The following is a 24,771-nucleotide window of genomic DNA, read 5'->3' as shown; positions in this document are numbered from 1 at the left end:
TTAACGTTAATTACGTAATACTTATAAAATTTTAAGAAATATTTATTTAAAAACAAATTAGATACGTATTTAACAAAAATACATTTTCAAAAAAATTTAGGCACAGAAAAGCTAAATGGGTATAAAAACAAAAAATAAATAAGAAGTACTATTTCAAAATATGAGGACTACAACAAATTAATCATGTTAGAATAATAGTTGTTTTGAGAAAATAAAAAAGCCTTTATCTCTCTAGATAAAGGCTTTTAAGTACTGAAGACGGGACTTGAACCCGTACGTCCTAAATGGACATTGGATTTTAAGTCCAACGTGTCTACCAATTCCACCACTTCAGCATCTTGATTACAGACTGTAATCAAATTGGTATATTTTTAATGAATAGAGCGAAAGATGGGATTTGAACCCACGACCTCCACCTTGGCAAGGTGATGCTCTACCCCTGAGCTACTTTCGCAGTTTTTAAAGAACTATTTCGCTTTCAAAGCGGATGCAAATTTATAATATTTCTTAGAACTTCAAAGCCTTTTTTAAAAAAAATTTAAAAAAATTTAAGCTTGCTTTTTCTTTAGCAACATTCTCTTAATTTCATTAAGTTTCATTAAGGCTTCAACAGGTGTTAAAGTATTGATATCAGTGCTCAAAATCTCATCTTTAATCTCCTCAAGTAGAGGGTCATCGAGATTAAAAAAGCTCAATTGTAAATCATCCTTTATCGTTTTTACCTTATCTGTAAGCTCCTCACTAGAGTGAGATTTCTCTAATTTTGATAAAATTTTATTGGCACGGCGAATGACTTGTTGTGGCATTCCAGCCATTTTTGCCACATGAATTCCAAAACTGTGCTCACTTCCTCCTTCAACTAATTTTCTAACAAAAAGCACATTGTCTTTTAATTCTTTAACCGCTACATTGAAGTTTTTAATTCTTTCAAATGTTTCACACATTTCATTGAGCTCATGGTAATGCGTAGCAAATAATGTTTTTGGTTTTGATGGATGCTCATGCAAATACTCACTTATGGCCCAAGCAATAGAAATACCATCATAGGTACTCGTTCCTCGTCCTATTTCATCTAACAATACTAAACTTCGGTCTGAAATATTATTAAGAATAGAAGCCGTTTCGTTCATTTCTACCATAAACGTAGATTCTCCCATTGAGATATTATCACTCGCTCCTACTCTCGTAAAAATTTTATCTACTAAACCTATTCTAACTTCAGCAGCAGGCACAAAACTACCTATTTGGGCTAACAACACAATTAAAGCTGTTTGTCTTAAAATGGCCGATTTTCCAGACATATTAGGCCCTGTAATCATTATTATTTGCTGTGCATCTCTATCTAAAAACAAATCGTTAGCAATATATGTCTCACCAAGCGGCAATTGTTTTTCAATTACAGGATGACGCCCTTCTTTTATATCCAAATCGTAACTATCATCTATTTGTGGGTAGGTGTATTTATTCGTTTTAGCCAAACTTGCAAAACCACACAAACAATCTAGTTGCCCAATTAACTGTGCATTTTGCTGCACCGAAATTATAAACTGATGCATCCACGTCACCAATTCTGCAAACAACTGTTGCTCAATAGCCAAAATACGCTCTTCTGCGCCTAAAATTTTTGCTTCGTATTCTTTAAGTTCTTCTGTAATATACCGTTCCGCATTAACGAGGGTTTGCTTTCGTATCCATTCTTCCGGAACTTTATCTTTATGAGCATTTCTAACTTCAATATAATAGCCAAACACATTATTAGATGCTATTTTTAAGGAAGTAATCCCTGTACGCTCACTTTCGCGCTTTAGCATATTGTCTAAATAGGTTTTCCCAGATTGAGACAACCCTCGTAATTCATCTAATTCTTCCGAAAAACCAGCAGCAATGGTACTGCCTTTTAAAATATTTACTGGTGCTTCTTCGTTTATAGTTTCCTTTATTTTATCGCGAAGCAAATCACAGCGATGTAAATTATCGCCTAAAATTTTTAAGGCTTCATTCTCACAATTTTCAGCAATTGATTTTATAGGAACAATAGCATCTAAGGAATTTTTAAGCTGAATCACTTCACGAGGACTCACTTTAGTCGTGGCGATTTTTGAAATTAAGCGTTCAATATCTCCAATATGCTTTATTTGTCCTTGAATATCTTGAAGGACAGATTCATTCTCCACCAAATACTTCACCACCTCATGACGCTGTTTTATTTTTTCGGCATGTTTTAAAGGTAAAGCTAACCAACGTTTTAGGGTTCGTCCTCCCATTGCAGATATCGTTTTATCAATGACGTTAATTAACGTTACGGCATTGGCATTGGTAGAATTATAAAGTTCTAAATTCCGAATAGTGAATTTATCCATCCACACATAATCGTCGGTTGCAATTCTAGAAATAGTTGCAATATGCTCTAACTTATTATGACGTGTTTCTCCTAAATAATGCAATACAACACCTGAAGCAATAATCCCTTCATATAAATCTTCTATTCCGAAACCTTTTAGCGTTTTCGTATTGAAATGCTTAGTTAAAGTTTCATTAGCATAATCGGCTTGAAACACCCAATCTTCCAAATAAAAGGTATGAAAATCATTACCGAAGGTTTCAGAAAACACTTTTCGGCTTTGTTTTGAAATTAAAACTTCACTGGGCTTAAAATTCTGAAGCAATTTATCAATATATTCTGCATTGCCTTGTGAGGTTAAAAACTCGCCTGTAGAAATATCTAAAAAAGCGATGCCTATGCGTTGTTTTTCAAAATAAACAGCAGCTAAAAAGTTATTAGATTTAGAATGTAAAATATCATCGTTAAGCGCAACTCCTGGTGTTACCAATTCGGTGACGCCACGTTTTACAATGGTCTTGGTTTGTTTTGGGTCTTCCAACTGGTCGCAAATAGCAACACGCTCTCCTGCTTTAACTAGTTTTGGCAAATAGGTATTTAACGAATGATGTGGAAAACCAGCTAATTCGGTTTCGCTTTCACTACCAGCACCGCGTTTAGTTAAAATAATATCTAAAATTTTTGCAGCTTTTACAGCATCACTACCAAAAGTTTCATAAAAATCGCCCACACGAAACAACAATAAAGCATCAGGATATTTAACCTTAATGGCATTATACTGCTTCATTAACGGTGTTACTTTTTTTGCCTTCTTTGCCAATGGAAATCGCGTTTTAAATTATACTTTTGTGCTGAATTATTTCAGAATTGCAAGTTTGCTAAATTACTTATATTTTGAGGCTTATTAAAACCGAAAGACTAGAAGTTATTTACAGCTGTTGATAAGTGAAAGAAGCCGTCATTCCTGCAAAGGCAGGAATCCACAAAAGAATTTAATTAGAAATAGATTCCTGCCTATGCAGGAATGACAAACATATTCGATGTCACAGAAGTACACTAAAAGCAGAAAACTAAAAAACGAAGAATTAGACCGATTAGAAGTTTCCGAATTTAAGGATGCTAAAAAATCGCCAATAATAATTATTCTAGACAATATTAGAAGCTTGAACAATATTGGCTCTGTATTTAGAACAAGTGATGCTTTTTTAATCGAAAAAATTTATCTCTGTGGAATCACAGCGCAACCACCTCATAACGACATTAGAAAAACCGCTTTAGGCAGTACAGAAACTGTAGATTGGGAATACGCCGAAAACACATTAGACATTATAGAAAAACTTAAAGCGGAGAACGTAAACATATGCTCTATTGAACAAGCCGAAAACGCCACGATGCTCAATAATTTTAAACCTCAACCTAACGAAAAATACGCATTTGTTTTTGGTAATGAAGTAAAAGGTGTTGACCAAAATGTAGTTGACGCGAGTGATGTTGTGATTGAAATTCCGCAATATGGCACCAAGCATTCTTTGAATATTTCAGTGAGTTGTGGTGTGGTGATTTGGGATGTGTTTACTAAGATGGAAAAGTCCATCTAAATCTTCCCAAAGGGAAGACTTTCACTCAGTCCTGTCATTCCTGCGTAGGCAGAAATCCATGTTATTAAGAACAAAAGACAGATAACGAAAGTTTCGTCATTTCGAGTGAAAGCGAGAAATCTCATAATTCTTGTTTACCTTATAACAATGAGATTCCTCAATCGTGCCTCATTTCAGAATGACATAACGAAGAGGTTTGACGCAGTCAATAACATAATGAAGAAGTTCCACTCTATGAACGACAAATCATGAAAAAGAAAAAAAAGACACCTTGGCCAACAAAAGACGTTATGAATCAGATTTATGATTTACATCTTTGGGGCGGAAAAGACTATGATTTTTATTCAGGATTTGGGTCTCATGATGCTTACATTATTAAACCTTATTTAGATGCTGTGTCTAAGTTTTTAAAATCACACAATAATTTACAAACAGTTTGCGATTTAGGCTGTGGCGATTTTAATATTGGTAAACAGCTAACGCAGTACACTAAAAATTATATAGGTATTGATATTGTAGACAAACTTATAGAACGCAACAAACACCTATTTAAAGCTGAAAATTTAGAATTTCATTGCTTAAATATTGTTGAAGAAGACTTACCAAAAGCCGATTGCATTATACTAAGACAAGTGTTGCAACATTTATCTAATGCTGAAATTTTGAAAGTCGTAAAAAAACTTTCGAACTATAAATTTGTAATTCTCACAGAACATTTACCACTTGGAAATTTTGAGCCGAATAAAGATATTATTTCAGGTCAAGGCATAAGACTTAAAAAACAAAGTGGTGTTGATGTATTGGTAGAACCTTTCAATTTAAAGGCAAAAGAAGTGAAAATTTTAAATGAAATAATTCCAAAGGATAATAAAGGGATTATTGTTACTTCGCTTTATAGTTTATAGGTTCTGTCATTTCGAGCGAAAGCAAGAAATCATATCGTTCTTGTTAGCATAAATAATGAGATTCCTCAATCGTGCCTCATTTCGGAAACCTAACAAAGTGGTTCAACGCAGTCAATGACAGCAAGGACTTGACACTATTCACTTCCTACTTTTCACTTTCAACTTTACACTTAAAACTTCTTACTTCTCACTACCAACTGAAGCCGAATTAATCTCACCCAACAACCACAAATAGTCCTCTCGATTCTTAACAAAGTCCTTATCGGAAATATCAATAATTTTCACATTCATTTCTGGCTGACTTTTGAGAAAATTGAGATAACCAGCATTTATTTTTTTTAGATAATCGTCCTTTATATTTTTCTCATAGTTTCGTCCGCGTTTTTTAATGTTTCGTTGTAAACGCTCTGTATTTTGGTAGAGATAGACGTATAAATCTGGTTTTGCAATGTCCTTATATACCTGGTAAAATAATTTTCTGTATAGTCTAAACTCGTCTTCTGGCAATGTTATTTTAGAAAAAATCAATGATTTATTAACGTCGTAATCACTCACCATAAAGTCTTTAAACAAATCTAATTGCGATAAATCATCACTAATTTGCTGAAAACGGTCTGCCAAAAAAGACATTTCTAAGGTAAAAGCGTAACGTTCTGGGTTTTTGTAGAATTTTGGCAAAAACGGATTATCCGCAAAACGTTCTAAAATAAGTTTAGCATTAAAATCTTTAGAAATCTTATGGGTTAAACTCGTTTTTCCGGCACCAATATTACCTTCAATAGCAATGTAATTATTACTAATAAAGCTATAAGATTTTCTTGGGTTTTTTAGCCAGATATTTATAGGTTCAATGGTAGACTCATCAGTACATTCTGTTAACAATACTTCTACAGTTCTATCTAAAACAGGATGTTTTAAATCTTTAGCAATATCTAAAAGCGGTTGCAGCACAAATTTACGATTCTGTAAATGAGGATGTGGAATCACTAAGGTTTTTTCGTCTATAATTTCCTCTTCAAAAAATAAAATATCTAAATCTATTTCTCGAGATGCATAACCATTAGTTGTTTTAGTTTCTCGTCCTAATTCTACCTCAATTGATTGCAGTAATTTTAGAACTTTCTTTGGTTTATATTCGGTTTCTACAATGATACAGGCATTATAAAAATCATCGCCTTCAAAGCCTAAGGCTGGTGTTTTATAGACTTTAGAAATCTTTTTTATTGCACCAATTTTTTTAAATATAGCATCTATAGCAGCTTGCAAATATTGCATTTTATTGCCTTTGTTACTTCCTAATGCTATGTGAGTGATTTTAGTCGGTTTCATTTGAAACAACAAAATAACTAAAACAATTTTTATAACTTTACCTTTACAGAAACTATTTATTAACCATTTTCAATGTCATTAAAAGACAAGCTTTTAGCACAACGTATTTACTTCGTTCTTGGTGGATTATTTATTACATCACTCGTAGTTTCAAATTTAATTTTTCAGAAATTCTTTTATTGGCATCCTTTTGATATTGACATATTTGGTTCTAAATTATTTGAAATTTCGGTAGGTATCTTACCATATCCTATTACATTTCTTATCACTGATTTAATCAGTGAGATTTACGGCAAAAAACGCGCTAATGACATTGTGGTTGTAGGTATATTTGCCTCATTATTTTCGTTATTAATTATTTACACCGCTTCAAATGTACCTGCAACTAAATGGTCTTATGTAGACGATAGCACCTTTAAATTGGTGTTTGGCAATACTGCACTTGCCGTTTTTTCTAGTATGGTTACCTATTTATTTGCACAGTTTGTGGATATTCAGATTTATCATTTCTGGAAACGGCTCACTAAAGGGAACCATCTTTGGCTAAGAAATAATTTTTCTACATGGTTTTCGCAATTTGTGGACACTTTTACTATTGTAACTTTACTTTGCTCCTTTGGGATTATTGAATGGGAAAACTTTGCTGGATTACTCATTAGTGGTTTTGCTTTTAAAGTTATCATCGCTTTACTAGACACGCCATTTTTATACCTTGGCGTGTTTTTATTTAGAAAACGATTTAAGCTTAAGGTAAATGAGGAAATAAATTTACTGTAACGGTTAACCAAAACATTAAAATCTTCTTAAACTTGTCACTGAGTGCAACTTTTATAGAGTAATTTGCGTATATCTTATAAAAATGCTGTTTTTAACCCACAAATAGTCCTTATGAAGAAATTTTTAAAAATTATCGGAATTGTATTACTAATCTTCATTGCAATTCTTATTACCATACCTTTTGTTTTAGAATCTAAAATTGACAGTATTGTACAGAATTATGCCGACGAAAATTTAGATGCCGATTTATCCTTTGATGATATTAGCTTAAGTCTTATTAGTAGCTTTCCTAAAGCTGAAGTGAGCGTAGAAAATTTAAAAATCACAAACAGAGCACCTTTTGAAGGTGAAAACCTTGTGATTGCAAAGTCTTTATCTTTTGAAATGGGAATGACCCAATTATTAAACGGAACAGAAGACCCTTTAGAAATCAATGAAATTATAGCAGATGAGCTGCTACTTGTTATTAAAACCAACAAAACAGGTGCAGTAAATTATGATATTGTAAAGGAAAGCGAATCAGCAGAAACTGAGACATCAACAGAAACTGAGAGTTCTGGTGGTTTTAGTTTTGACATAGACCACTACGAATTAAACAATAGTGCATTTACCTATATTGATGATACTTCAGATTTAAAAGTTTACCTCACAGAAATTAACCACGACGGAACAGGTATTTTCTCTGGTGGCACTTCGCAATTAGACACCAACACAGAAGCCAATGTAACTTTTGCAATGGATAGTACTGAGTATTTAAGTAATAACACCATTAAATTAGATGCGCTTATTGATTTAGATTTAGAACAACAGAAATATACCTTTAAAGAAAATAAAGCCTACATAAACGCACTGCCATTAGAGTTTGATGGTTTTGTACAATTGGTAGAAGCAGGTCAGCAAATAGATATTACATTTAAAAATCCTGAAGCGTCTTTTAAAGATTTCTTAGCAGTAATACCAAAAGCCTATGCAAAGGATATTGAAAATGTAAACACTACAGGAAATTTCACTGTAAATGGCATAGTAAAAGGTTTGGTTTCAGAAGAAACTATTCCGACTTTAGATATTAATTTAAACGCAAACAATGCATCGTTTAAATATCCAGACCTTCCAAAAAGTGTGAGAAACATAGCCATTGATGCCTCAGTAAAAAACACTACCGGAAATGTAGATGATACGTTTGTAAATATTGATAAACTTAATTTTCAGATTGATGAAGACATTTTTAAGTCTGAAATTCATGTAAAAAACTTAACAACAAATCAGCAAATCGATGCTAAACTCGATGGTGTTTTAAATTTAGCCAACATTACCAAAGCCTATCCTGTTGAATTAGAAAATGAATTAAGTGGTATTTTAAAAGCAAATATTAATACATCTTTTGACATGAATGCTCTAGAAACTAATGCTTACCAACGTATTAAAAATACTGGTAATCTGTCTATGAGCAATTTTATATTTTCTTCGGAAGACATTATAAATCCTGTTCAAATAAATACAGCAGATTTATCCTTTAAACCAGGCACTGTTAGCTTAAATAAATTTGATGCCTTAACCGGAAAAAGTGATTTTTCTGCCACCGGAACTATTAATAACTTATTAGGTTTTCTTTTAAGCGATAAAAAATTAGAAGGTAATTTTAACTTAAACTCTAACACGTTTGCTATTTCAGATTTTATGTCTGAAGATGAACCTACAGCCGAAACAACAAATAAAACTCCTTCTGAATCCACCTCAACAACAGAATCCTTAAAGATTCCAGATTTTTTAGATTGTACCATAACGGCTAATGCAAAAACGGTTATTTACGATAACTTAAACCTCAAAAATGTAAAAGGACAGTTATTAATTAAAGACCAAAGTGCTACTTTAAAAAACATGACTACTGATATATTTAATGGTCAATTAGGATTATCTGGTAATGTATCTACAAAAGAGGCTCAACCTGCTTTTGATATGAGTTTGGCCATGCAAAATTTTGATATTTCGCAATCTTTTAAAGATTTAGATATGTTGAAAGCTTTAGCACCAATTGCTAAAGTGCTGCAAGGAACATTAAATTCTACAATAGATGTTAACGGCTTATTAGATAGCAGTTTTTCACCAGACTTAAGTTCTATTTCTGGTAGCGCCATTGCAGATATATTAACCAATAATATTAATGCTACTAATAGTCCTTTACTTTCAAATTTAGACAGCAAATTAGATTTTATAGACTTTAGTAAGCTCGATTTAAAAGACCTAAAAACAAAATTAAGTTTTGAAAACGGCCAAGTTTCTGTAAAACCATTTACTATTAATTACAAAGACATTCCTATTGAAGTTTCTGGTTCTCATAGTTTTTCAAACACTATGAATTATAATGCAGTATTGCAAGTGCCTGCAAAATACTTAGGTAGCGATGTTAATCAGTTAATAGGTAAGATAAATGATAGCGAAGTTAGTAATTTAACCATTCCGGTTACAGCTAATATTGGCGGTACATTTACAAGCCCTAATGTACAGACGGATTTAACTTCTGGTGTTACTAATTTAACGAAACAATTAGTTGAAATTGAAAAGCAAAAGTTAATCAACTCAGGTAAAGATAAAGTAACTGATTTAATAGGTGGACTTTTAGGTGGAAATACAAAAACCACAGAAACTGATTCTACAACTACTGATACACCTACAAATCAAGAAACTACAAAACAAGAAGCCGTTGATAAAGTAACGGAAGGTGTTGGGAATATTTTAGGCGGACTCTTAGGAGGAAAAAAGAAAACGGAAGACACTAAAGCAAAAGACTCTACTAAAAATTAACCGTTAAACGACAAAATTGCAATTATTTCACAAAAACAAGTTAATATTTAATAAATAATTTGGAAATTTAAAATATTCCGTTATAATGTAGGTTCACTAAATATTAAAAAGGATATATGAGGCAGTTAAAAATCACCAAGCAGGTTACCAACAGAGAAGATAAATCTTTAGATAAGTACTTACAAGATATCAGTAAGATTCCGTTGATAACAGCTGATGAAGAGGTGGAATTAGCACAACTAATCAGAAACGGTGATCAAGCAGCATTAGATAAATTAACAACAGCCAACTTAAGGTTTGTTGTATCTGTTGCAAAACAATACCAAAATCAAGGATTAAAATTACCAGATTTAATTAATGAAGGTAATGCTGGTTTAGTAAAGGCAGCAAAACGTTTTGATGAAACTAGAGGTTTTAAGTTTATTTCTTATGCTGTATGGTGGATTAGACAAGCTATTTTACAAGCTTTAGCAGAACAATCTCGTATTGTACGTTTGCCATTAAATAAAATTGGTACTATTAACAAGATTAACAAGGCGTTTTCTCACTTAGAGCAAATAAACCAAAGACCACCGAATGCAGATGAAATTGCACGTGAGTTAGATATAAGCGAACGCGAGGTTAAACAATCTATGAAAAACTCCGGACGTCACTTATCAATGGATGCACCATTAAAGGATGGAGAAACGTTTAGTCTTTACGACGTTGTTAGTTCTGGTGAATCACCAAGACCTGATAAAGATTTAATGAAAGAATCTTTAAACACAGAGGTAGAACGTGCACTAGAGACTTTAACACAAAAGGAAAGTGATGTAATTCGCTTAAACTTTGGTATAGGTGATCAACCACCAATGACACTAGAAGAAATTGGAAGTATTTACGATTTAACTAGAGAAAGAGTTAGACAAATTAGAGAAAAAGGAATTAGAAGACTAAGACATGCAAGTAAGAGTAAAATCTTAAAAACATATTTAGGATAAAAATAATTATCTAAAATAAGGAATTAATTTTTTATTTTCAAATAGTTAGCCTATATTTGCCGACCATTTGCAAGAATTAGTTAACAAAAATATATCGATAATGATTAAAATCGAAATCAAAGAAGGAGAAAATATAGAACGTGCACTTAAGCGTTACAAGCGTAAACACAGAAATGTGCAAATTATGCAAAACCTTAGAGAATCTCGTTATTTCACTAAGCCTTCTGTTAAGAGAAGAAGAGAAATTCAGAAAGCTGAATACATACAAGGTTTAAGAGACGCAGAAAACGTATAGTCTTTTCTCTATTATAAAATAAGATTGAAGAGTAGCACCTAGTGCTGCTCTTTTTTTATACAAAAAATTCTTTAATTCTAATTTTTCATTTTATCTTTAATATAGACTAATGACATGAAAATTTTGCACTATCATTAGCTTAAATTTAGAGTTTAATTCAAACCGTTTTGTAAGAAAAAAAATTATGCCAGTAATAAAAACCGTTAGAGGTAACTCTCCTCAAATACCAGATGATTGCTATGTAGCAGAAAACGCAACAATTGTTGGTGACGTTTCAATGGGTAAACAATGTAGTGTTTGGTTTAATGCCGTAATTAGAGGTGATGTTCATTTTATTAAAATAGGCAATAAGGTAAATATACAAGATGGTGCAGTTATCCATGCTACTTACCAAAAATCACCAACAACAATTGGCAACAATGTTTCTATAGGACACAATGCCCTTGTACATGGTTGCACAATTAAAGATAATGTTCTGGTTGGTATGGGAAGTATTATTATGGATGATTGCGTTGTGGAGAGCAATAGTATTATTGCAGCAGGTGCTGTGGTAACAAAAAATACACATGTAGAATCTGGGAGTATATATGCTGGTGTACCTGCTACAAAAGTAAAAGATATTAGTAAAGAACTTATTTCAGGTGAAATTGACCGAATTGCAAACAACTATATAAAGTACTCTAGCTGGTTTAAAGAATAAGTTTAAATACGAGAGTTTATTCTTTCTATTAACGCTTCAATACTTGTAATTTCATTTAAAACTTCAGCAATTAAAACTGTTGTAAGCTTATTATTTTCTAGTTTTAAAATAATTGGGTACGCTACGTCTACTTTACAAAACTTAGCTTCAAATTCGTTTTTATGGTAAAACACCATTTCAAAATTGGTTTGAAGTCTAAAATTTTTCCATGTTTTATTTTCCCAGAATACATCATGTGTTAATGCACATAAACTGCATTGATATGTAGAAGGACTAAAGAGTTTATGTACAGCATCAAACAAAGTATTTAATTTACCAGAATTAGCATTATATACAAAAAGTAATGTCTGTCATACAGAGTTAGTAAGATTTGAAACTAAAACCTTACTAAAAGTCTAAATAAAAGCTGTTAAACTTATTTTCTAAAATTGAATTTAAAATAGCAATCTCTCCATTTGAATATAACTTGATAGTTGGTTTATTAGCATATTCATTTAATAGAGCATTAGACGTTAATATAGACTTTGTTTGTTTTGCAACTGCTAAGCCAGAATCTATAATCTTAACCGTGTCTGGGAGCATTTTAGAGAGCATAGGAACAAGATATGGGTAATGGGTACAACCTAACACTAAATAATCTATATTTTGCTCTAGCATTGGCTTTAAATACGTTTTTAAAAGCAGGTACATCTCTTTAGAATCTAATTTACCAGATTCTATTAATGGCACAATACCTTCACCAACTTGCTCAATTACCTTAATACCTGAAGCATATAAATCGGTTGTTTTATGAAATAACTGACTGCTTAACGTCCCTTTAGTTGCTAATATACCAATGGCTTTAGTTTGTGTATTTAATGCTGCGGGTTTTATGGCTGGCTCAATACCAACAAATGGCAGTTTATAATTTTCTCTTAGATAATCAATAGCATTTGTTGTAGCTGTATTACAGGCTACAACAATAATTTTACAACCTTTATTAATTAATAACTCTGTATTTTTAATGCTAAGTTTTAGAATATCTTTTTTAGATTTATTACCATAAGGTGCATTTTTACTATCTGCTAAATAAATACAGTTTTCATTAGGAAGAAGTGTATGGATTTCATGGAAGATAGATGTACCTCCAATACCAGAATCGAAAATGCCTATAGGTCTTTTACTCATTAACACAAAAATAAAAAGTCGCTTATAAATAAGCGACTTTCAAATGATATATTTTAATTAGAATTACATTCCTAATTGTTTTTTTACATCTGCCATAAGGTCTTTTCCTTCTGCAACAATAAGCATAGCTTCATCTACCACGTAATCAAAACCTTGTGCTTTAGCAACTGCTTTAATTGCATTATCTGCTTTTTCAACAATTGGCTTTAAAAGATTAAATTCTTTTTCTTGCAATTGTTTTTGAGCTTGTTGTTGGTATTGACCTAAACTTTGTTTCATACCTTCAACCTCTTGCATACGTGCTAGGTTTTCTTCTTCAGTTTTAGATTCTGCCTCTGCATTGTATTGCTTATACTTAGCATCTAACTCTTTATAAGAGCCTTGTATTTCTGCCTCGTAAGTTTTACCTAACTTTTCAATTTCTGCCTGTGCAGTAGCATATTCTGGCATAGCTTTTATTAACTCTTGCTTGTTTATATGTGCAATTTTTCCTTGTGCTGAAGTAAAACTAGTCGCTCCAATAAAGAGTACTGCTGCAAATAAAAGTGTTTTTAAATTTCTCATTTTTCTAATTTGTATTTGTGTGTTATAAATTAATAGTTGTTTTTGTTTTTAATCATTCTTCTTTGCTTTTGCAATAGAATCATTTATTCTTACTTGTTCCTCACGAGCTTCTCGTGCTTTTTTACGCTGTTCTATAATTTTTGCTTTTCTATCTTCTAACGCTTTTTGTCTCGCTGCTCTTTCTTCAAGTTTTTTAAGACGTTTAGCTTCTGCAATTTCTGCTGCCGTTTTAGGTTTCTTAATACTTGTAGAATCTTTTACAACGCTACCTTTAGCTATAGTGCTATCTGTTTTTATTTTAGAAACTACCTTGCTCGTAGAATCTGTTGCAACCGTTTTAGCCTTTTCTTCTGTCTCGGTTTTATTTTCTCTAGCATCTTCTGCTTTTTGGCGACGCGCCTCAGCTTCAGCTCTTCTAGCTTCTTTTAATTCTTCTTGGGCAATTCTTCTATCCTCAATTGCCTTTTCTCTTTCTGCTCTTTTCGCTGCCAATTCAGCTTCTCTAGCAGCTTTTCTTTCATCTAATGCCTTTTGGCGATCATCTTTGGCTTGGCTTACTTCTGGCACCACCTCTTCTTCTTCTAATTCCTTACGCTCTTTTTTATTTTTGGCTTGTGATCTTTTTGAAGTTCTAGTAATTGTTCTTAATACCTGCTCACTTATATCATAACGTTCTGCAGAATAAAGCATAACGACATCTGCTGATTTATCAAAAACAAAATCGTATTTTTTTGTTTCAGCAATTTCTTGAACTGCAGCGAATATTTGGTCTTGTATTGGCTCTATTAACTGACGCTTTTGAATCATTAAATCACCATTTGGCCCAAATCGTTTTTGTTGATAATCTAAAACCTCCGCTTCCTCAAAAGTAATATCCTCAAAACGTTCGTCATATAATTCTTTAGTTAAAAGAACACTTTCGTTATCTAACTCTTTCTTCTTTTGCTCTATAGCATTTAACTTGGTTTCTATCTCAGATTTCCAATTCTGAACTTTTTTATCAAGTTGTGTAGTGGCTTCTTTATATTCTGGTACATTTTGTAAAATGTACTCTGTATCTATGTAACCAATTCTAACGCCACGTTGTGCATTTGCATTAAAGCTCAATAACCCTATTATTAATAAAAAAAGAACTTTGAATTTCATCATTTTTGTTTCCATGTTTTGAGACCTTTTGTTTGTAAGACTATAGGTTTACACTTTTAGTATTACTAATCTTCAAATTTAACGAAATATATTCTTAAAAATTTTAACAAGTGATGAATTTCTTACTTAGCTAATAGAAAATATCGTGCCAAAGTTAAAATTGTTGACCGATTATAAAGTGAGTTTCCCAGTTTTTAACGGTTGCTCCATAAGGAGATTCGTCAAACGCATGGCCAAAGTCTATACCCAATAAACCAAAAGCTGGCATAAATATTCTTAAACCAAAACCAGCAGATCTCTGAAGATTAAATGGATCAAAATCTTTAAACTCATTTACAGAACTACCTGCTTCTAAGAACGATAAAGCATATATTTTTGCTGCTGCACCTAGTGTAATAGGATAACGTAACTCTAAAGAGAACTTGTTATAAATAGATCCTCCATCTGTATCTGATAATGACTGATTAGGATAACCACGTAACTGAACTACTTCTCTACCATCTAAAGAATAATTAGCTAAGCCGTCACCACCCAAAAAGAATCTTTCAAAAGGAATAACACCTCTATCATTGTTATATGCACCCAAAAACCCAAATTCTATACTTGGTCTTAATACAAACTTTTTAGTTAATGACTGATACCATTCTGCCTTAAATTTTACTTTATAAAATTCTAACCACTTGTAACGTTCTTGATCAATTTCTCCCATACGTTCAAAATCATCAGCATCAGAAGAATCTAAACCATCGTATTCTTCACTCAACTCTCCGTAATCAACACCATTAACTAATGAATAAGGGAATGAGAATTTAGCTGACACACTAAAATTAGAACCTCCTGTTGGGAAAACTGGATCTACTCTAAGATCATTTCTACTTAATCCAATTGTGTAAGACAGGTTATTTGAAAAGCCGTCTCCGAAAGTAAATAAACTCGTCGTGTAATTATTTAGATTATAATGCTGATAACTTAAGGCTTGCGATAGTACAAAATAATCATCTGGTTTAGAAAGTCTTGTAGATAAACCAAAGGTTATACCAGTAATATTAAAACTTCTATCTCTATCTGCACCTCCTGTTGAGGAATCGTATAAAAACTGCTTAGAATGCGATAATGATGTTGACATTTGGTAAGGTTTTTTACCACCTAACCATGGCTCACTAAACGAGAAACTATAAGTTTGGAAATATTGACTAGCTTGTAATCTTAGTGCCAAACTTTGTCCATCTCCTCTTGGCACTGGTTTATAGGCTTCTTTATTAAAAATATTTTTAATTGAAAAGTTGTTAAACGACAACCCTAAAGTACCTATAAAGCCACCTCCTCCGTAACCACCTTGCAGTTGTATTTGACTAGACCCTTGTTCTACCACAGAGTATTCTACGTCTAAAGTTCCATCTACTGGATTTGGATTTTTAATATTTGGAGCGATTTGTTGTGCATCAAAAAATCCTAACTGTCCTAATTCCCTAATGGTTCTAATTATATCAGATTTTCTATATAACTCACCTGGACGTGTTCTTATCTCTCTGTAAATTACATGATCATTTGTGACATCGTTACCAACTACCGTTACATTATTAAAATAAGCTGGCTTACCTTCAGAAATTCTGATTTCCATATCTATAACGTTACCTTCTGCACTAACCTCAACTGGGTTTATAGTAGAGAACATATAACCATTATTTTGATAGGCATTAGTAATATCTTGAGCATCTGGATTAGTTTCATCTGCAATACGCTCTCGTAATTCTACTCCATTATAAGTATCACCTTCTTTAATACCTAAAAGAAGTCCTAATTGCCTGTCTGAGTATACTGTATTTCCAACAAAAGTAATTTTACCAAAGGTGTATTTTTCACCTTCTTCTACTTTAATATCTAAATTAATGGTCTTATCATCTAAATAAGAAATAGAATCTGAAATAATTCTGGCATCTCTATAACCATTCTCCTTATAATAATCTACAACACTTACTAAATCTTCTTTAAAATCGTCTTCTATATATTTAGAACGCTTTAAAATTCTTAACGGACTTAAACTTTTTTGCTTCGTGTTTTTCATTGCTTTACGAAGCTTTTTGTCTGTTATTTTAGCGTTACCTTCAAAATTAATGGCTTTTATTTTTACTTTTTCTCCCTTATTAATGTCTATACGCATGTTTACACGCTCTTTTTCTACAGAATCTATAACTTGAGATGTTGAAATATTTACTTTAGTATTTAAGAATCCTTTCTTTCTGTACTTATTAGTTAAATAATTTTTTGTTGTTGAAATTAAGTTTTCAGTAACCTTAATACCAGTTTTTAACTTGTTCTCTGCGATAACTTCATCTTTTTTACCTTTCTTAATACCTTCTATTGTAAGGTCTTTTAATTCTGGCAAATCACTTAAGTTAATTTCTAAGTTAGCTGTGCTACCATCAATATCAGTAACATATATATCAATACTACTAAAAAGGTTAGATTTCCACAGCGTCTTAACTGCATTTGCAATTTTTTCTCCACCTACTTGAATTTCTTCATCCTTTCTAAGTTTAGAATAGGCAATAATAGTTTGTGCACTAAAGTTAGTATTACCTGTTACGGTAATTTCTTTAATTAAATAGGTCTCTCCACCTTCTACCTGAGCATTACTGTAAAATGAAATTGTAAAAAGGAATACAGTACAAAAAAGTTTAGTAAATGACTTCAATACTGAATTATTAGGTAAGTTGTTCGCTTGTTTTTCCAAATCTTCGTTCTCTGTTTTGATAGTTTATGATTGCCTCATATAAATTTTCTTTTTTAAAATCTGGCCATAAAATATCTGTAAAATATAACTCTGCGTAGGCTATTTGCCATAGCAAAAAATTACTAATACGTTGTTCTCCACTTGTGCGAATAAGTAAGTCTACGTCTGGTAAATTTTGCGTGTAAAGATGCTTATTAATAATTGATTCGTCAATACTTTCAGAAGAAATTATATTATTTTTAACTTTAACTGACAATTCTTTAATAACATTAACAATTTCTTCACGAGAACCATAACTTAATGCTAAGGTTAATGTCATATTGTTATTATTCTTTGTTTTATCAATAACATCTAATAGTTCTGTATGCGCTTTTTTAGGTAAATCATGTAAACATCCAATAGCATTAAGTTTAATGCCATTATCTTGTAATGTTTTAATCTCTTTTTTTAATGATTTAACCAAAAGTTTCATTAGAGTTTGAACCTCTAATTTTGGTCGGTTCCAGTTTTCTGTAGAAAATGCATAAAGTGTAAGATTCTTTATACCAAGTTCTGCACTCGCTTCAACAGTTTGCCTTACAGCTTTTGTTCCGTTCTCATGGCCAATAGCTCTAATTAATCCTTGCTGCTTAGCCCAACGCCCATTACCATCCATAATTATGGCTAGATGATGAGGAAGTTTATCTTTATTTATTTGTTCTTTGATACTCATTTTAAAAATTACAATAGCAAGGTCTACGACCAAAGGTGTAAGTTAACGTAAATCCAGTAAACATATACCAATCATTATTATTTGTATTACCAAAACTATATTGTTCTCTAAAATCTGCATCTGGCACACTACCGTCTAATTCATCGGAAAAGGTATAACGTGCACCAATTTCTGCCGCTAATATAAGGTGATTAGAAATATTGGTTTTGTAACCTAATGCCATAGGAATACCAAAAGCCCAACTGGTTGTATCTTCTGAAATTAACTGACCTGAATCTAAAAAATAAAAATTATCATGATGCGCTGCCGTAATACCAGAATATAAATACGGTGTTCCTTTCATACCCACTGTATGCAAATCGAAATCTAAAAAGGTAAATTCCATTCCAGCAGATATTTCTACAATACTTGTGTTAAATTTGTAATCGCGTTCTACTCTTCTGGCATCATCAGATTTACTATCTAATCCTTCTAAATCGGTAAAAATCACTGACATTCTAAAAGAGTGTCTTGGACTCCTATTCCATTTCGCTAAGACTCCAAAAGCAGACTGATTTGGCGAAATATACTTACTAGAACCAACGTCTCCAATAAAATTACTACCACCAGCAAAAATACCAACCTCATAAATTTGAGCGCTCGTAATATTAATGATAAACGTACCTAATAAAAATAGAAAAAAATACTTCATAAATTTTCCAAAGTTTGCAAATATAACAATTAAGATTTTGTGGAACAATTTGAAACAAAATGTCTTACAGATTAACTGTTTTTATAGGTAATTATTGTAAAATTTATTGATTAGTTACGTCTATCTTCTCCCCAAAGTAATTTTTTGCGAAGTGTTTCTAAAAAAGATTCATCTAATAACTCTACCATCTTTACAACAAAATCTGCTTTTTTTATGGTTACTATTGTTGAATTAGAAAGTGTAACAATTCTAGAGTCTAAAGACATTAAAAATTGGTCTTCTCTGCCGTTTACTTTTAATTTAATGATTGTACTATCTGGGATTATTAATGGGCGTGCACTTAGATTATGAGGTGCAATTGGTGTTATTGCAAAACTTTTTGCATCTGGCGCAATTACAGGACCTCCACAACTTAAAGAATAACCTGTTGATCCAGTGGGAGAAGACAAAATAAGTCCATCTGCCCAATAAGACGTTAAATACTTATCATTAAGGTGCGTATCTACCGTTATCATAGAGGTTGTGTTTTTTCTACTGATGGCTATTTCATTTAAGGCAAAATTAGTTTTAAGAATGTCCTTATGTTCTGGATCTGTAGAAACACTTAATAAAGAACGCTCTGATATTTTATATTCGCCTTTAAAAATTTCTGTAAGTGCGTTTTCAATTTCATTAATCTGTATTGTTGCTAAAAAACCTAAACGACCAGTATTAATGCCAACTATAGGAATTCCTAAATCTCTAACATAGGTTACTGCTCGTAATATGGTACCATCACCTCCAACACTTATGAGTAAATCAAACGACTCATCTAGCTCTTTAAATTTTCTAACCGCGGAACTGTTTTGAATTGCAGAGTTTTGCGTTTTAATAAATTCACTTTCAAAAAAAATATGAGCTTCTTTTCTTAATAACACATCTAAAAGTTGTTCCACAGCTTTCTGCGTGGTTTCCTTTATGTAATTCTGACCATAAATTGCTACTTTCATTTCTTTCTACTCTCTTACTTATTAACAACGACCTTTTATTATGGACTAATAATCTTCTTTTTTACTTTTTTAGCCGCACAAAATATTACATGTTAAGGTATTTATCTAAATACTGAGACCGATCTTTTAAACTTTCGAGGTAAGAATCGTCTTCATGGCCAGAAACAATATTATAACTATAACGTCTAAAGGTTTGAATTACTTCATTTAAACTAGTATTACCTATTTTAATTGTAATTTTCACTAAATCGCCATCCATTTTAGAGATAAATGCACCTAAAAGTTTAGCATCATTAGACTCTACAATCTGACTTATTTCACTAAAAGAATAATCATTAATTCCTTTTTCTACTATTAAAATACCGCCTGGTTCTGCAAAAAATGGCGTCTCGTTAAATAAGTGAATAATATCATTAAGCTCATAATACCCTAGATATTTATTATGTTGATCTAACACCGGCATAATGTTAGAGTCATTTTGAGCAAATGCTTCTAAAACATCTAACCAATTTGTTGTTGTCCTAACGTAAAATCCCTCTATTGCATAATTACAGTCACTAATGGTAATACTACTGTCAAAACAATGCGTATCAGTTTCAGATATACAACCCAAATAAATATTGTCATTTAAAACAGGTATGTGAGAATACGTTAACTGATTAAATAACAATTTTAAATCGCTAATTTTATCCGTTAAACTAAGCGGTTTTACATCGTTAATTACAAAATTTTGAAGCTCCATTATTCAATATTAATTATAATGCAAATTAATTAAAAATAACCACAAAGTGCACTATCTACTTTGTATTTTTGTATTTCAAAATCTATTATAATGACTAAATTAAGTGTTAATATAAATAAAATTGCAACGTTAAGAAATAGTCGAGGTGGTGATGTACCTAATGTTGTTCAGTTTGCTAAAGATGTGCAGCGTTTTGGTGCCGAAGGTGTAACCATACACCCTAGACCAGACGAAAGACATATTCGTTACCAAGACGCATACGACTTAAAAACCGAAGTATACACAGAATATAACATTGAAGGTAATCCAATCCCAAAATTTGTGGATATGGTATTAAAAATTAAACCAACACAAGTTACATTGGTGCCAGATGCAGTAGATGCTATTACTTCTAATGCTGGTTGGGACACTTTAAAACATAAAGATTTTTTAATAGATGTGATTAAAGAGTTTAAAAATAACGGAATTAGAACCTCTATTTTTGTAGATCCAGACTTACACCAAATTGAAGGTGCCAAAGCAACAGGTACTGATAGAATTGAGCTTTACACTGAAGCCTATGCACATCAATATAGATTAGGTAACAAAGATGCCATTAACCCTTATATGGAATGTGCTGGCTTAGCAAACACAATGCAGTTAGGCATTAATGCTGGCCATGATTTATCTTTAGAAAATATTAAATTCTTTAAAGAAAATATCACTGGTTTATTAGAAGTTTCTATTGGCCATGCTTTAATTGCCGAGAGTCTATATTTAGGGGTTGAAAATGTTATTGCCATGTATTTAGATCGGCTAAAATAGCTTAAAGCGTTGCAAAAATTCTATGACTATATTATCATTTTGAAACTTTGAAACTACATTAAAAAACATGACATTACACGCAAACATTATAGGCGAAGGCAAACCATTTATTATTCTACATGGATTTTTAGGCATGGGAGACAATTGGAAAACTTTAGCCAAACAATTTTCTGAATCTAATTTTGAAATTCACCTTGTAGACCAAAGAAATCATGGTCGTAGTTTTCATTCTGATGCATTTGATTACCATTTAATGGCAGACGATTTAAAAGCCTACTGCGACTCTAATAATTTAAAAGATATTATATTATTAGGTCATTCCATGGGTGGAAAAACCGCAATGCTTTTTGCTTCAAAATATCCCGAATTAGTCAATAAGTTAATAGTTGCTGATATTTCACCACGCTATTACCCTGTTCATCACGATGCCATTTTAGAAGGTTTAAGCAAATTAGATTTCTCTAAAATAAAAAAACGAGGAGAAGCAGATAACGTATTAAGCAACTATGTTAATGACATTGGTACACGCATGTTTTTACTTAAAAATTTATATTGGGTAGAAAAAGGCCAATTAGGCTTACGCATTAATCTCAAAGTTTTAAAAGAGAACGTCGCAGAAGTTGGAGAAGCATTGCCTATACATGCTATTTTTGAAAAAGACACTTTATTTCTAAGAGGTGACCGCTCCGAATATATTGCAGAAGCAGATGAAGCTCTTATTCATCGTCATTTTCCTAACTCAAAAATTATTACTATATCTAATGCTGGCCATTGGTTGCATGCAGAAAATCCTAAAGATTTTTATGATGCAGTAATTAATTTTGTATCTTAGGAATAAATCATATTATTATGAATTTACTCATTAGACTATTATTAAACGCATTAGCCGTTTTTGTTTTAGCACATGTTTTAACTGGTGTAACCGTAGATGGCTATGTAGGCGCAATAATTGTAGCCATTGTATTATCAATTTTAAATTTGTTAGTTAAGCCTATTTTGGTCATTTTAACATTTCCAATTACCATAATTACTTTAGGTCTATTTTTACTGGTTATTAATGCTATTATAATTTTATTGGCAGATAAATTAGTAGACGGATTTAATGTTGCTAATTTTTGGACCGCTGTTTTATTTAGCATCCTACTATCTATATTGCAATGGCTGCTACAATCGTTTTTAAAAGATGATAAAAAGTAGCTGATATACAAACGCTTAAAACTGTTGTTGGGTTGCAAAAAATATTGTATTTTTGCAGCCCAATTTTAGTTTCAATAAAAATGAACATTACAAGAGAAAACATCGATGCATTAAATGCAGTTGTAACCGTTGATATCGCAAAGGAAGATTACAGCGATAAAGTAGAGAAAATATTAGTAGATTACCGTAAGTCTGCAAACATTCCTGGTTTTAGAAAAGGTCATGTACCAATGGGAATGGTAAAAAAGCAATATGGTAAAGCTGTATTAGTAGATGAAGTAAACAAATTACTACAAGATGCACTTGGTAAGTATTTAGTTGAAGAAAAACTAGACGTTTTAGGTAATCCTCTACCAAAAGCACAAGATGATTTAGATTGGGATGCTGAAGCATTTTCTTTTGAGTTTGAATTAGGGCTTGCTCCAAAATTCGATGTAGAATTAAAAAGTAAAAAAGCTATTACACATTATAACATTGTTGCAGATGACAAAATGATTGATGATCAAATTGTAAACATCCAAAAACAATACGGAAAAATCGTTTCTCAAACTGAAGTAACAAAAGACTCTGAAATTACAGGGACTTTTACTAACGAAGAAAAAGAAATTGATAACTCTACAATGATTACTTTAGATAAATTAAAAGGAAAAACAAATCCTAAGAAATTTATTGGAGCAAAAGTTGGTGATGTAATTACATTAAAGACAAAAGGGTTATTTAATAATGAGCACGATTTAATGAATGCTTTAAAAGTACCTCACAATGATGCTCACGGATTAGAAATTGAAGTAAACTTTACAATTACTGAAATTAACGAACGTGAATTAGCAGATTTAGATCAAGAATTATTTGATAAATTATTTGGTGAAGGAAAAGTGACTTCTGTAACTGAATTAAAAGCAAAAATCAAAGAAGATTCTGAAAAGCAATTTGCACAACAAGGCGATCAAAAATTATTAAATGACGTTACTGAAAGTTTAATAGAAAACACAAAATTTGATTTACCTGCTTCATTCTTACAAAAATGGATGCAAACAGCTGGTGAAGAAGAAATGACTGAAGAGCAAGCTAAAGAAGAATACGAAAAGTCTGAAAAAAGCATGCGTTACCAACTTATTGAAGGTAAGTTAATTGCAGACCATAATCTTCAGGTACAATTTGAAGAATTAAAATCCTATGCTATGGATATGATTAAAAGTCAAATGGCTCAATTTGGTCAAATGAATCCTTCAGATAAAGAATTAGAAGATATTGCAGCACGTATATTATCTAATCAAGATGAAGTAAAACGTATGTCTGAGCAGTTAGTAAGTCAGAAATTATTAAACTTATATAAAACTGAAGCAAATATTAAGACCAAAGACATTACTTACGATGATTTTGTAAAAGAATTTTATAGTTAAGCAGTCTTTAAAATAATTAGTATCTTTAAAGCGTAGAACTATTGGTTTTGCGCTTTTTTTTATGAATTGGCTTTTTCATTAAAAAGTAAAATAATAATTAGCGTATTATTAGTGTTTTATAAGATTCAACACATTAATTAAAAGAATTTAAATTTATATGGATTACGGAAAAGAATTTGAAAAATTTGCAATAAAAGACCAAGGGATTAACAGTAACTATTACAGCAAAATAATAGAAAGTATGTATCCTTCTAATATGACTCCAAATATTATAGAAGAGCGTCAAATGAATATTGCTGTTTTTGATGTGTTTTCACGTCTAATGATGGATCGAATTATCTTTTTAGGAACAGGTGTTAACGATCAAGTTGCTAACATCATACAAGCTCAACTTTTATTTTTACAAAGTACAGACGCAAATAAAGATATCCAAATTTACATTAACTCTCCAGGAGGATCAGTATATGCAGGCTTAGGTATTTATGACACTATGCAGTTTGTAAAACCAGATGTTGCTACAATTTGTACAGGTATTGCAGCATCAATGGCAGCCGTTTTATTGTGTGCTGGTGCAGCAGGTAAACGTTCTGCATTGACGCACTCTCGTGTAATGATTCATCAAGTAAGTAGCGGAACACAAGGTCAGTTAAGTGACATGCAAATTGCATTAAAAGAAACTATAAGAGTTAAAGAAGAATTATATGCTGTTATTGCAAAACATTCTGGCAAATCAATAGAGCAAGTAGAGAAAGATTCTGATAGAGATTATTGGATGCGTTCTCAAGAAGCTTTAGAGTATGGAATGATTGATGAAGTATTAACAAGAAAGTAATTCTATTAATTACCGACTAACAATTTCAGTAGTCGATTTACTAAATTATTTATACCGTCATAT

Annotated in this window: 23 protein-coding genes and 2 tRNA genes; 12 read left to right on the top strand and 13 right to left on the bottom strand. The window is 31.8% G+C overall.

The window, feature by feature from the left end:
- Positions 1–250: 250 nt before the first annotated feature.
- The 3 genes from GN138_RS04925 to mutS form a co-directional block, all read right to left on the bottom strand.
- Positions 251–335, bottom strand: a tRNA-Leu gene (locus GN138_RS04925).
- A gap of 47 nt (positions 336–382) precedes the next feature.
- A tRNA-Gly gene (locus GN138_RS04920) sits at positions 383–454 on the bottom strand.
- A 94-nt stretch (positions 455–548) separates the two neighbouring features.
- Positions 549–3,161 (bottom strand): DNA mismatch repair protein MutS, encoded by a 2,613-nt coding sequence (mutS, locus tag GN138_RS04915; protein ID WP_157362680.1) that lies wholly within the window; start codon positions 3,159–3,161, stop codon positions 549–551.
- Positions 3,162–3,381: 220 nt separating this feature from the next.
- Between mutS and GN138_RS04910 the strand changes: the two genes are divergently transcribed.
- A complete protein-coding gene (locus tag GN138_RS04910) occupies positions 3,382–3,939 on the top strand; it encodes an RNA methyltransferase (RefSeq protein ID WP_157362679.1) in 558 nt (185 codons plus the stop codon).
- A gap of 248 nt (positions 3,940–4,187) precedes the next feature.
- A complete protein-coding gene (locus GN138_RS04905) occupies positions 4,188–4,844 on the top strand; it encodes a class I SAM-dependent methyltransferase (protein ID WP_157362678.1) in 657 nt (218 codons plus the stop codon).
- 180 nt (positions 4,845–5,024) lie between these two features.
- Here the strand turns inward: GN138_RS04905 and folK are convergent, their stop codons facing one another.
- On the bottom strand, positions 5,025–6,173 hold the full coding sequence (gene folK / locus GN138_RS04900) for a 2-amino-4-hydroxy-6-hydroxymethyldihydropteridine diphosphokinase (protein WP_157362677.1): 1,149 nt from the start codon (positions 6,171–6,173) through the stop codon (positions 5,025–5,027).
- 72 nt (positions 6,174–6,245) lie between these two features.
- Between folK and GN138_RS04895 the strand changes: the two genes are divergently transcribed.
- The 5 genes from GN138_RS04895 (at position 6,246) to GN138_RS04875 (ending at position 11,727) form a co-directional block, all read left to right on the top strand.
- Positions 6,246–6,950 (top strand): queuosine precursor transporter, encoded by a 705-nt coding sequence (locus GN138_RS04895; RefSeq protein WP_157362676.1) that lies wholly within the window; start codon positions 6,246–6,248, stop codon positions 6,948–6,950.
- A gap of 111 nt (positions 6,951–7,061) precedes the next feature.
- Positions 7,062–9,752 carry an AsmA-like C-terminal region-containing protein gene (locus tag GN138_RS04890; protein ID WP_157362675.1) on the top strand — a complete coding sequence of 897 codons (2,691 nt, stop codon included), beginning with the start codon at positions 7,062–7,064 and terminating at the stop codon, positions 9,750–9,752.
- Positions 9,753–9,868: 116 nt separating this feature from the next.
- On the top strand, positions 9,869–10,732 hold the full coding sequence (locus GN138_RS04885) for a sigma-70 family RNA polymerase sigma factor (RefSeq protein ID WP_157362674.1): 864 nt from the start codon (positions 9,869–9,871) through the stop codon (positions 10,730–10,732).
- Positions 10,733–10,832: 100 nt separating this feature from the next.
- Complete coding sequence (gene rpsU / locus GN138_RS04880; protein WP_008269492.1) at positions 10,833–11,027, top strand: 30S ribosomal protein S21; 195 nt, start codon at positions 10,833–10,835, stop codon at positions 11,025–11,027.
- A 184-nt stretch (positions 11,028–11,211) separates the two neighbouring features.
- Positions 11,212–11,727 carry a gamma carbonic anhydrase family protein gene (locus GN138_RS04875; protein ID WP_157362673.1) on the top strand — a complete coding sequence of 172 codons (516 nt, stop codon included), beginning with the start codon at positions 11,212–11,214 and terminating at the stop codon, positions 11,725–11,727.
- A 2-nt stretch (positions 11,728–11,729) separates the two neighbouring features.
- Here the strand turns inward: GN138_RS04875 and GN138_RS04870 are convergent, their stop codons facing one another.
- The 9 genes from GN138_RS04870 to GN138_RS04830 all read right to left on the bottom strand — a co-directional run bounded on the left by GN138_RS04870 (position 11,730) and on the right by GN138_RS04830 (position 20,472).
- Entirely contained in the window at positions 11,730–12,029 is a 300-nt protein-coding gene (locus GN138_RS04870; protein WP_157362672.1) for a GTPase, read from the bottom strand.
- An 85-nt stretch (positions 12,030–12,114) separates the two neighbouring features.
- Positions 12,115–12,894, bottom strand: a complete 780-nt coding sequence (murI, locus tag GN138_RS04865; RefSeq protein ID WP_157362671.1) for a glutamate racemase — start codon at positions 12,892–12,894, stop codon at positions 12,115–12,117.
- 63 nt (positions 12,895–12,957) lie between these two features.
- Positions 12,958–13,458 (bottom strand): OmpH family outer membrane protein, encoded by a 501-nt coding sequence (locus GN138_RS04860; RefSeq protein ID WP_157362670.1) that lies wholly within the window; start codon positions 13,456–13,458, stop codon positions 12,958–12,960.
- A 48-nt stretch (positions 13,459–13,506) separates the two neighbouring features.
- Positions 13,507–14,619, bottom strand: a complete 1,113-nt coding sequence (locus tag GN138_RS04855; protein ID WP_231743044.1) for an OmpH family outer membrane protein — start codon at positions 14,617–14,619, stop codon at positions 13,507–13,509.
- Between the two features lie 139 nt (positions 14,620–14,758).
- Entirely contained in the window at positions 14,759–17,338 is a 2,580-nt protein-coding gene (gene bamA / locus GN138_RS04850) for an outer membrane protein assembly factor BamA (RefSeq protein WP_157362669.1), read from the bottom strand.
- The gene (locus GN138_RS04845) at positions 17,310–18,050 is read right to left on the bottom strand and encodes an isoprenyl transferase (protein WP_157362668.1); all 741 of its coding nucleotides are present in this window, start codon (positions 18,048–18,050) and stop codon (positions 17,310–17,312) included. Before GN138_RS04845 ends, bamA begins: the two co-directional genes overlap by 29 nt.
- A 1-nt stretch (position 18,051) precedes the next feature.
- The gene (porG, locus tag GN138_RS04840) at positions 18,052–18,741 is read right to left on the bottom strand and encodes a type IX secretion system protein PorG (RefSeq protein WP_157362667.1); all 690 of its coding nucleotides are present in this window, start codon (positions 18,739–18,741) and stop codon (positions 18,052–18,054) included.
- Between the two features lie 110 nt (positions 18,742–18,851).
- Positions 18,852–19,730, bottom strand: coding sequence for an NAD kinase (locus GN138_RS04835; protein WP_157362666.1), 879 nt, complete (start codon positions 19,728–19,730; stop codon positions 18,852–18,854).
- Between the two features lie 85 nt (positions 19,731–19,815).
- Positions 19,816–20,472 (bottom strand): CBS domain-containing protein, encoded by a 657-nt coding sequence (locus GN138_RS04830; protein ID WP_157362665.1) that lies wholly within the window; start codon positions 20,470–20,472, stop codon positions 19,816–19,818.
- Between the two features lie 90 nt (positions 20,473–20,562).
- Here GN138_RS04830 and GN138_RS04825 point away from each other — a divergent pair, with 90 nt between their 5' ends.
- From GN138_RS04825 to GN138_RS04805, 5 genes are all read left to right on the top strand, one after another.
- Entirely contained in the window at positions 20,563–21,276 is a 714-nt protein-coding gene (locus GN138_RS04825; RefSeq protein WP_157362664.1) for a pyridoxine 5'-phosphate synthase, read from the top strand.
- 67 nt (positions 21,277–21,343) lie between these two features.
- The gene (locus tag GN138_RS04820) at positions 21,344–22,108 is read left to right on the top strand and encodes an alpha/beta fold hydrolase (RefSeq protein WP_157362663.1); all 765 of its coding nucleotides are present in this window, start codon (positions 21,344–21,346) and stop codon (positions 22,106–22,108) included.
- A 17-nt stretch (positions 22,109–22,125) separates the two neighbouring features.
- Positions 22,126–22,473 carry a phage holin family protein gene (locus GN138_RS04815; RefSeq protein ID WP_157362662.1) on the top strand — a complete coding sequence of 116 codons (348 nt, stop codon included), beginning with the start codon at positions 22,126–22,128 and terminating at the stop codon, positions 22,471–22,473.
- Positions 22,474–22,553: 80 nt separating this feature from the next.
- Complete coding sequence (gene tig / locus GN138_RS04810) at positions 22,554–23,876, top strand: trigger factor (protein WP_157362661.1); 1,323 nt, start codon at positions 22,554–22,556, stop codon at positions 23,874–23,876.
- Between the two features lie 157 nt (positions 23,877–24,033).
- Entirely contained in the window at positions 24,034–24,708 is a 675-nt protein-coding gene (locus tag GN138_RS04805; protein WP_157362660.1) for a ClpP family protease, read from the top strand.
- Positions 24,709–24,771 lie beyond the last annotated feature (63 nt).

The organism is Winogradskyella endarachnes (assembly GCF_009741275.1).
GTDB classification, from domain to species: Bacteria; Bacteroidota; Bacteroidia; order Flavobacteriales; family Flavobacteriaceae; genus Winogradskyella; species Winogradskyella endarachnes.
This window is presented reverse-complemented; position numbering and strand designations above follow the sequence as displayed.

Coding starts and splice junctions, on each gene's coding strand:
- GN138_RS04910 (WP_157362679.1), top strand. CDS start 3,382: ATGTCACAGAAGTACACTAAAAGCAGAAAACTAAAAAACGAAGAATTA.
- GN138_RS04855 (WP_231743044.1), bottom strand. CDS start 14,619: ATGGAAACAAAAATGATGAAATTCAAAGTTCTTTTTTTATTAATAATA.
- GN138_RS04905 (WP_157362678.1), top strand. CDS start 4,188: ATGAAAAAGAAAAAAAAGACACCTTGGCCAACAAAAGACGTTATGAAT.
- GN138_RS04895 (WP_157362676.1), top strand. CDS start 6,246: ATGTCATTAAAAGACAAGCTTTTAGCACAACGTATTTACTTCGTTCTT.
- GN138_RS04890 (WP_157362675.1), top strand. CDS start 7,062: ATGAAGAAATTTTTAAAAATTATCGGAATTGTATTACTAATCTTCATT.
- GN138_RS04885 (WP_157362674.1), top strand. CDS start 9,869: ATGAGGCAGTTAAAAATCACCAAGCAGGTTACCAACAGAGAAGATAAA.
- murI (WP_157362671.1), bottom strand. CDS start 12,894: ATGAGTAAAAGACCTATAGGCATTTTCGATTCTGGTATTGGAGGTACA.
- GN138_RS04845 (WP_157362668.1), bottom strand. CDS start 18,050: ATGAGTATCAAAGAACAAATAAATAAAGATAAACTTCCTCATCATCTA.
- folK (WP_157362677.1), bottom strand. CDS start 6,173: ATGAAACCGACTAAAATCACTCACATAGCATTAGGAAGTAACAAAGGC.
- GN138_RS04830 (WP_157362665.1), bottom strand. CDS start 20,472: ATGGAGCTTCAAAATTTTGTAATTAACGATGTAAAACCGCTTAGTTTA.
- GN138_RS04875 (WP_157362673.1), top strand. CDS start 11,212: ATGCCAGTAATAAAAACCGTTAGAGGTAACTCTCCTCAAATACCAGAT.
- rpsU (WP_008269492.1), top strand. CDS start 10,833: ATGATTAAAATCGAAATCAAAGAAGGAGAAAATATAGAACGTGCACTT.
- GN138_RS04815 (WP_157362662.1), top strand. CDS start 22,126: ATGAATTTACTCATTAGACTATTATTAAACGCATTAGCCGTTTTTGTT.
- GN138_RS04835 (WP_157362666.1), bottom strand. CDS start 19,730: ATGAAAGTAGCAATTTATGGTCAGAATTACATAAAGGAAACCACGCAG.
- tig (WP_157362661.1), top strand. CDS start 22,554: ATGAACATTACAAGAGAAAACATCGATGCATTAAATGCAGTTGTAACC.
- porG (WP_157362667.1), bottom strand. CDS start 18,741: ATGAAGTATTTTTTTCTATTTTTATTAGGTACGTTTATCATTAATATT.
- GN138_RS04805 (WP_157362660.1), top strand. CDS start 24,034: ATGGATTACGGAAAAGAATTTGAAAAATTTGCAATAAAAGACCAAGGG.
- GN138_RS04820 (WP_157362663.1), top strand. CDS start 21,344: ATGACATTACACGCAAACATTATAGGCGAAGGCAAACCATTTATTATT.
- GN138_RS04825 (WP_157362664.1), top strand. CDS start 20,563: ATGACTAAATTAAGTGTTAATATAAATAAAATTGCAACGTTAAGAAAT.
- GN138_RS04860 (WP_157362670.1), bottom strand. CDS start 13,458: ATGAGAAATTTAAAAACACTTTTATTTGCAGCAGTACTCTTTATTGGA.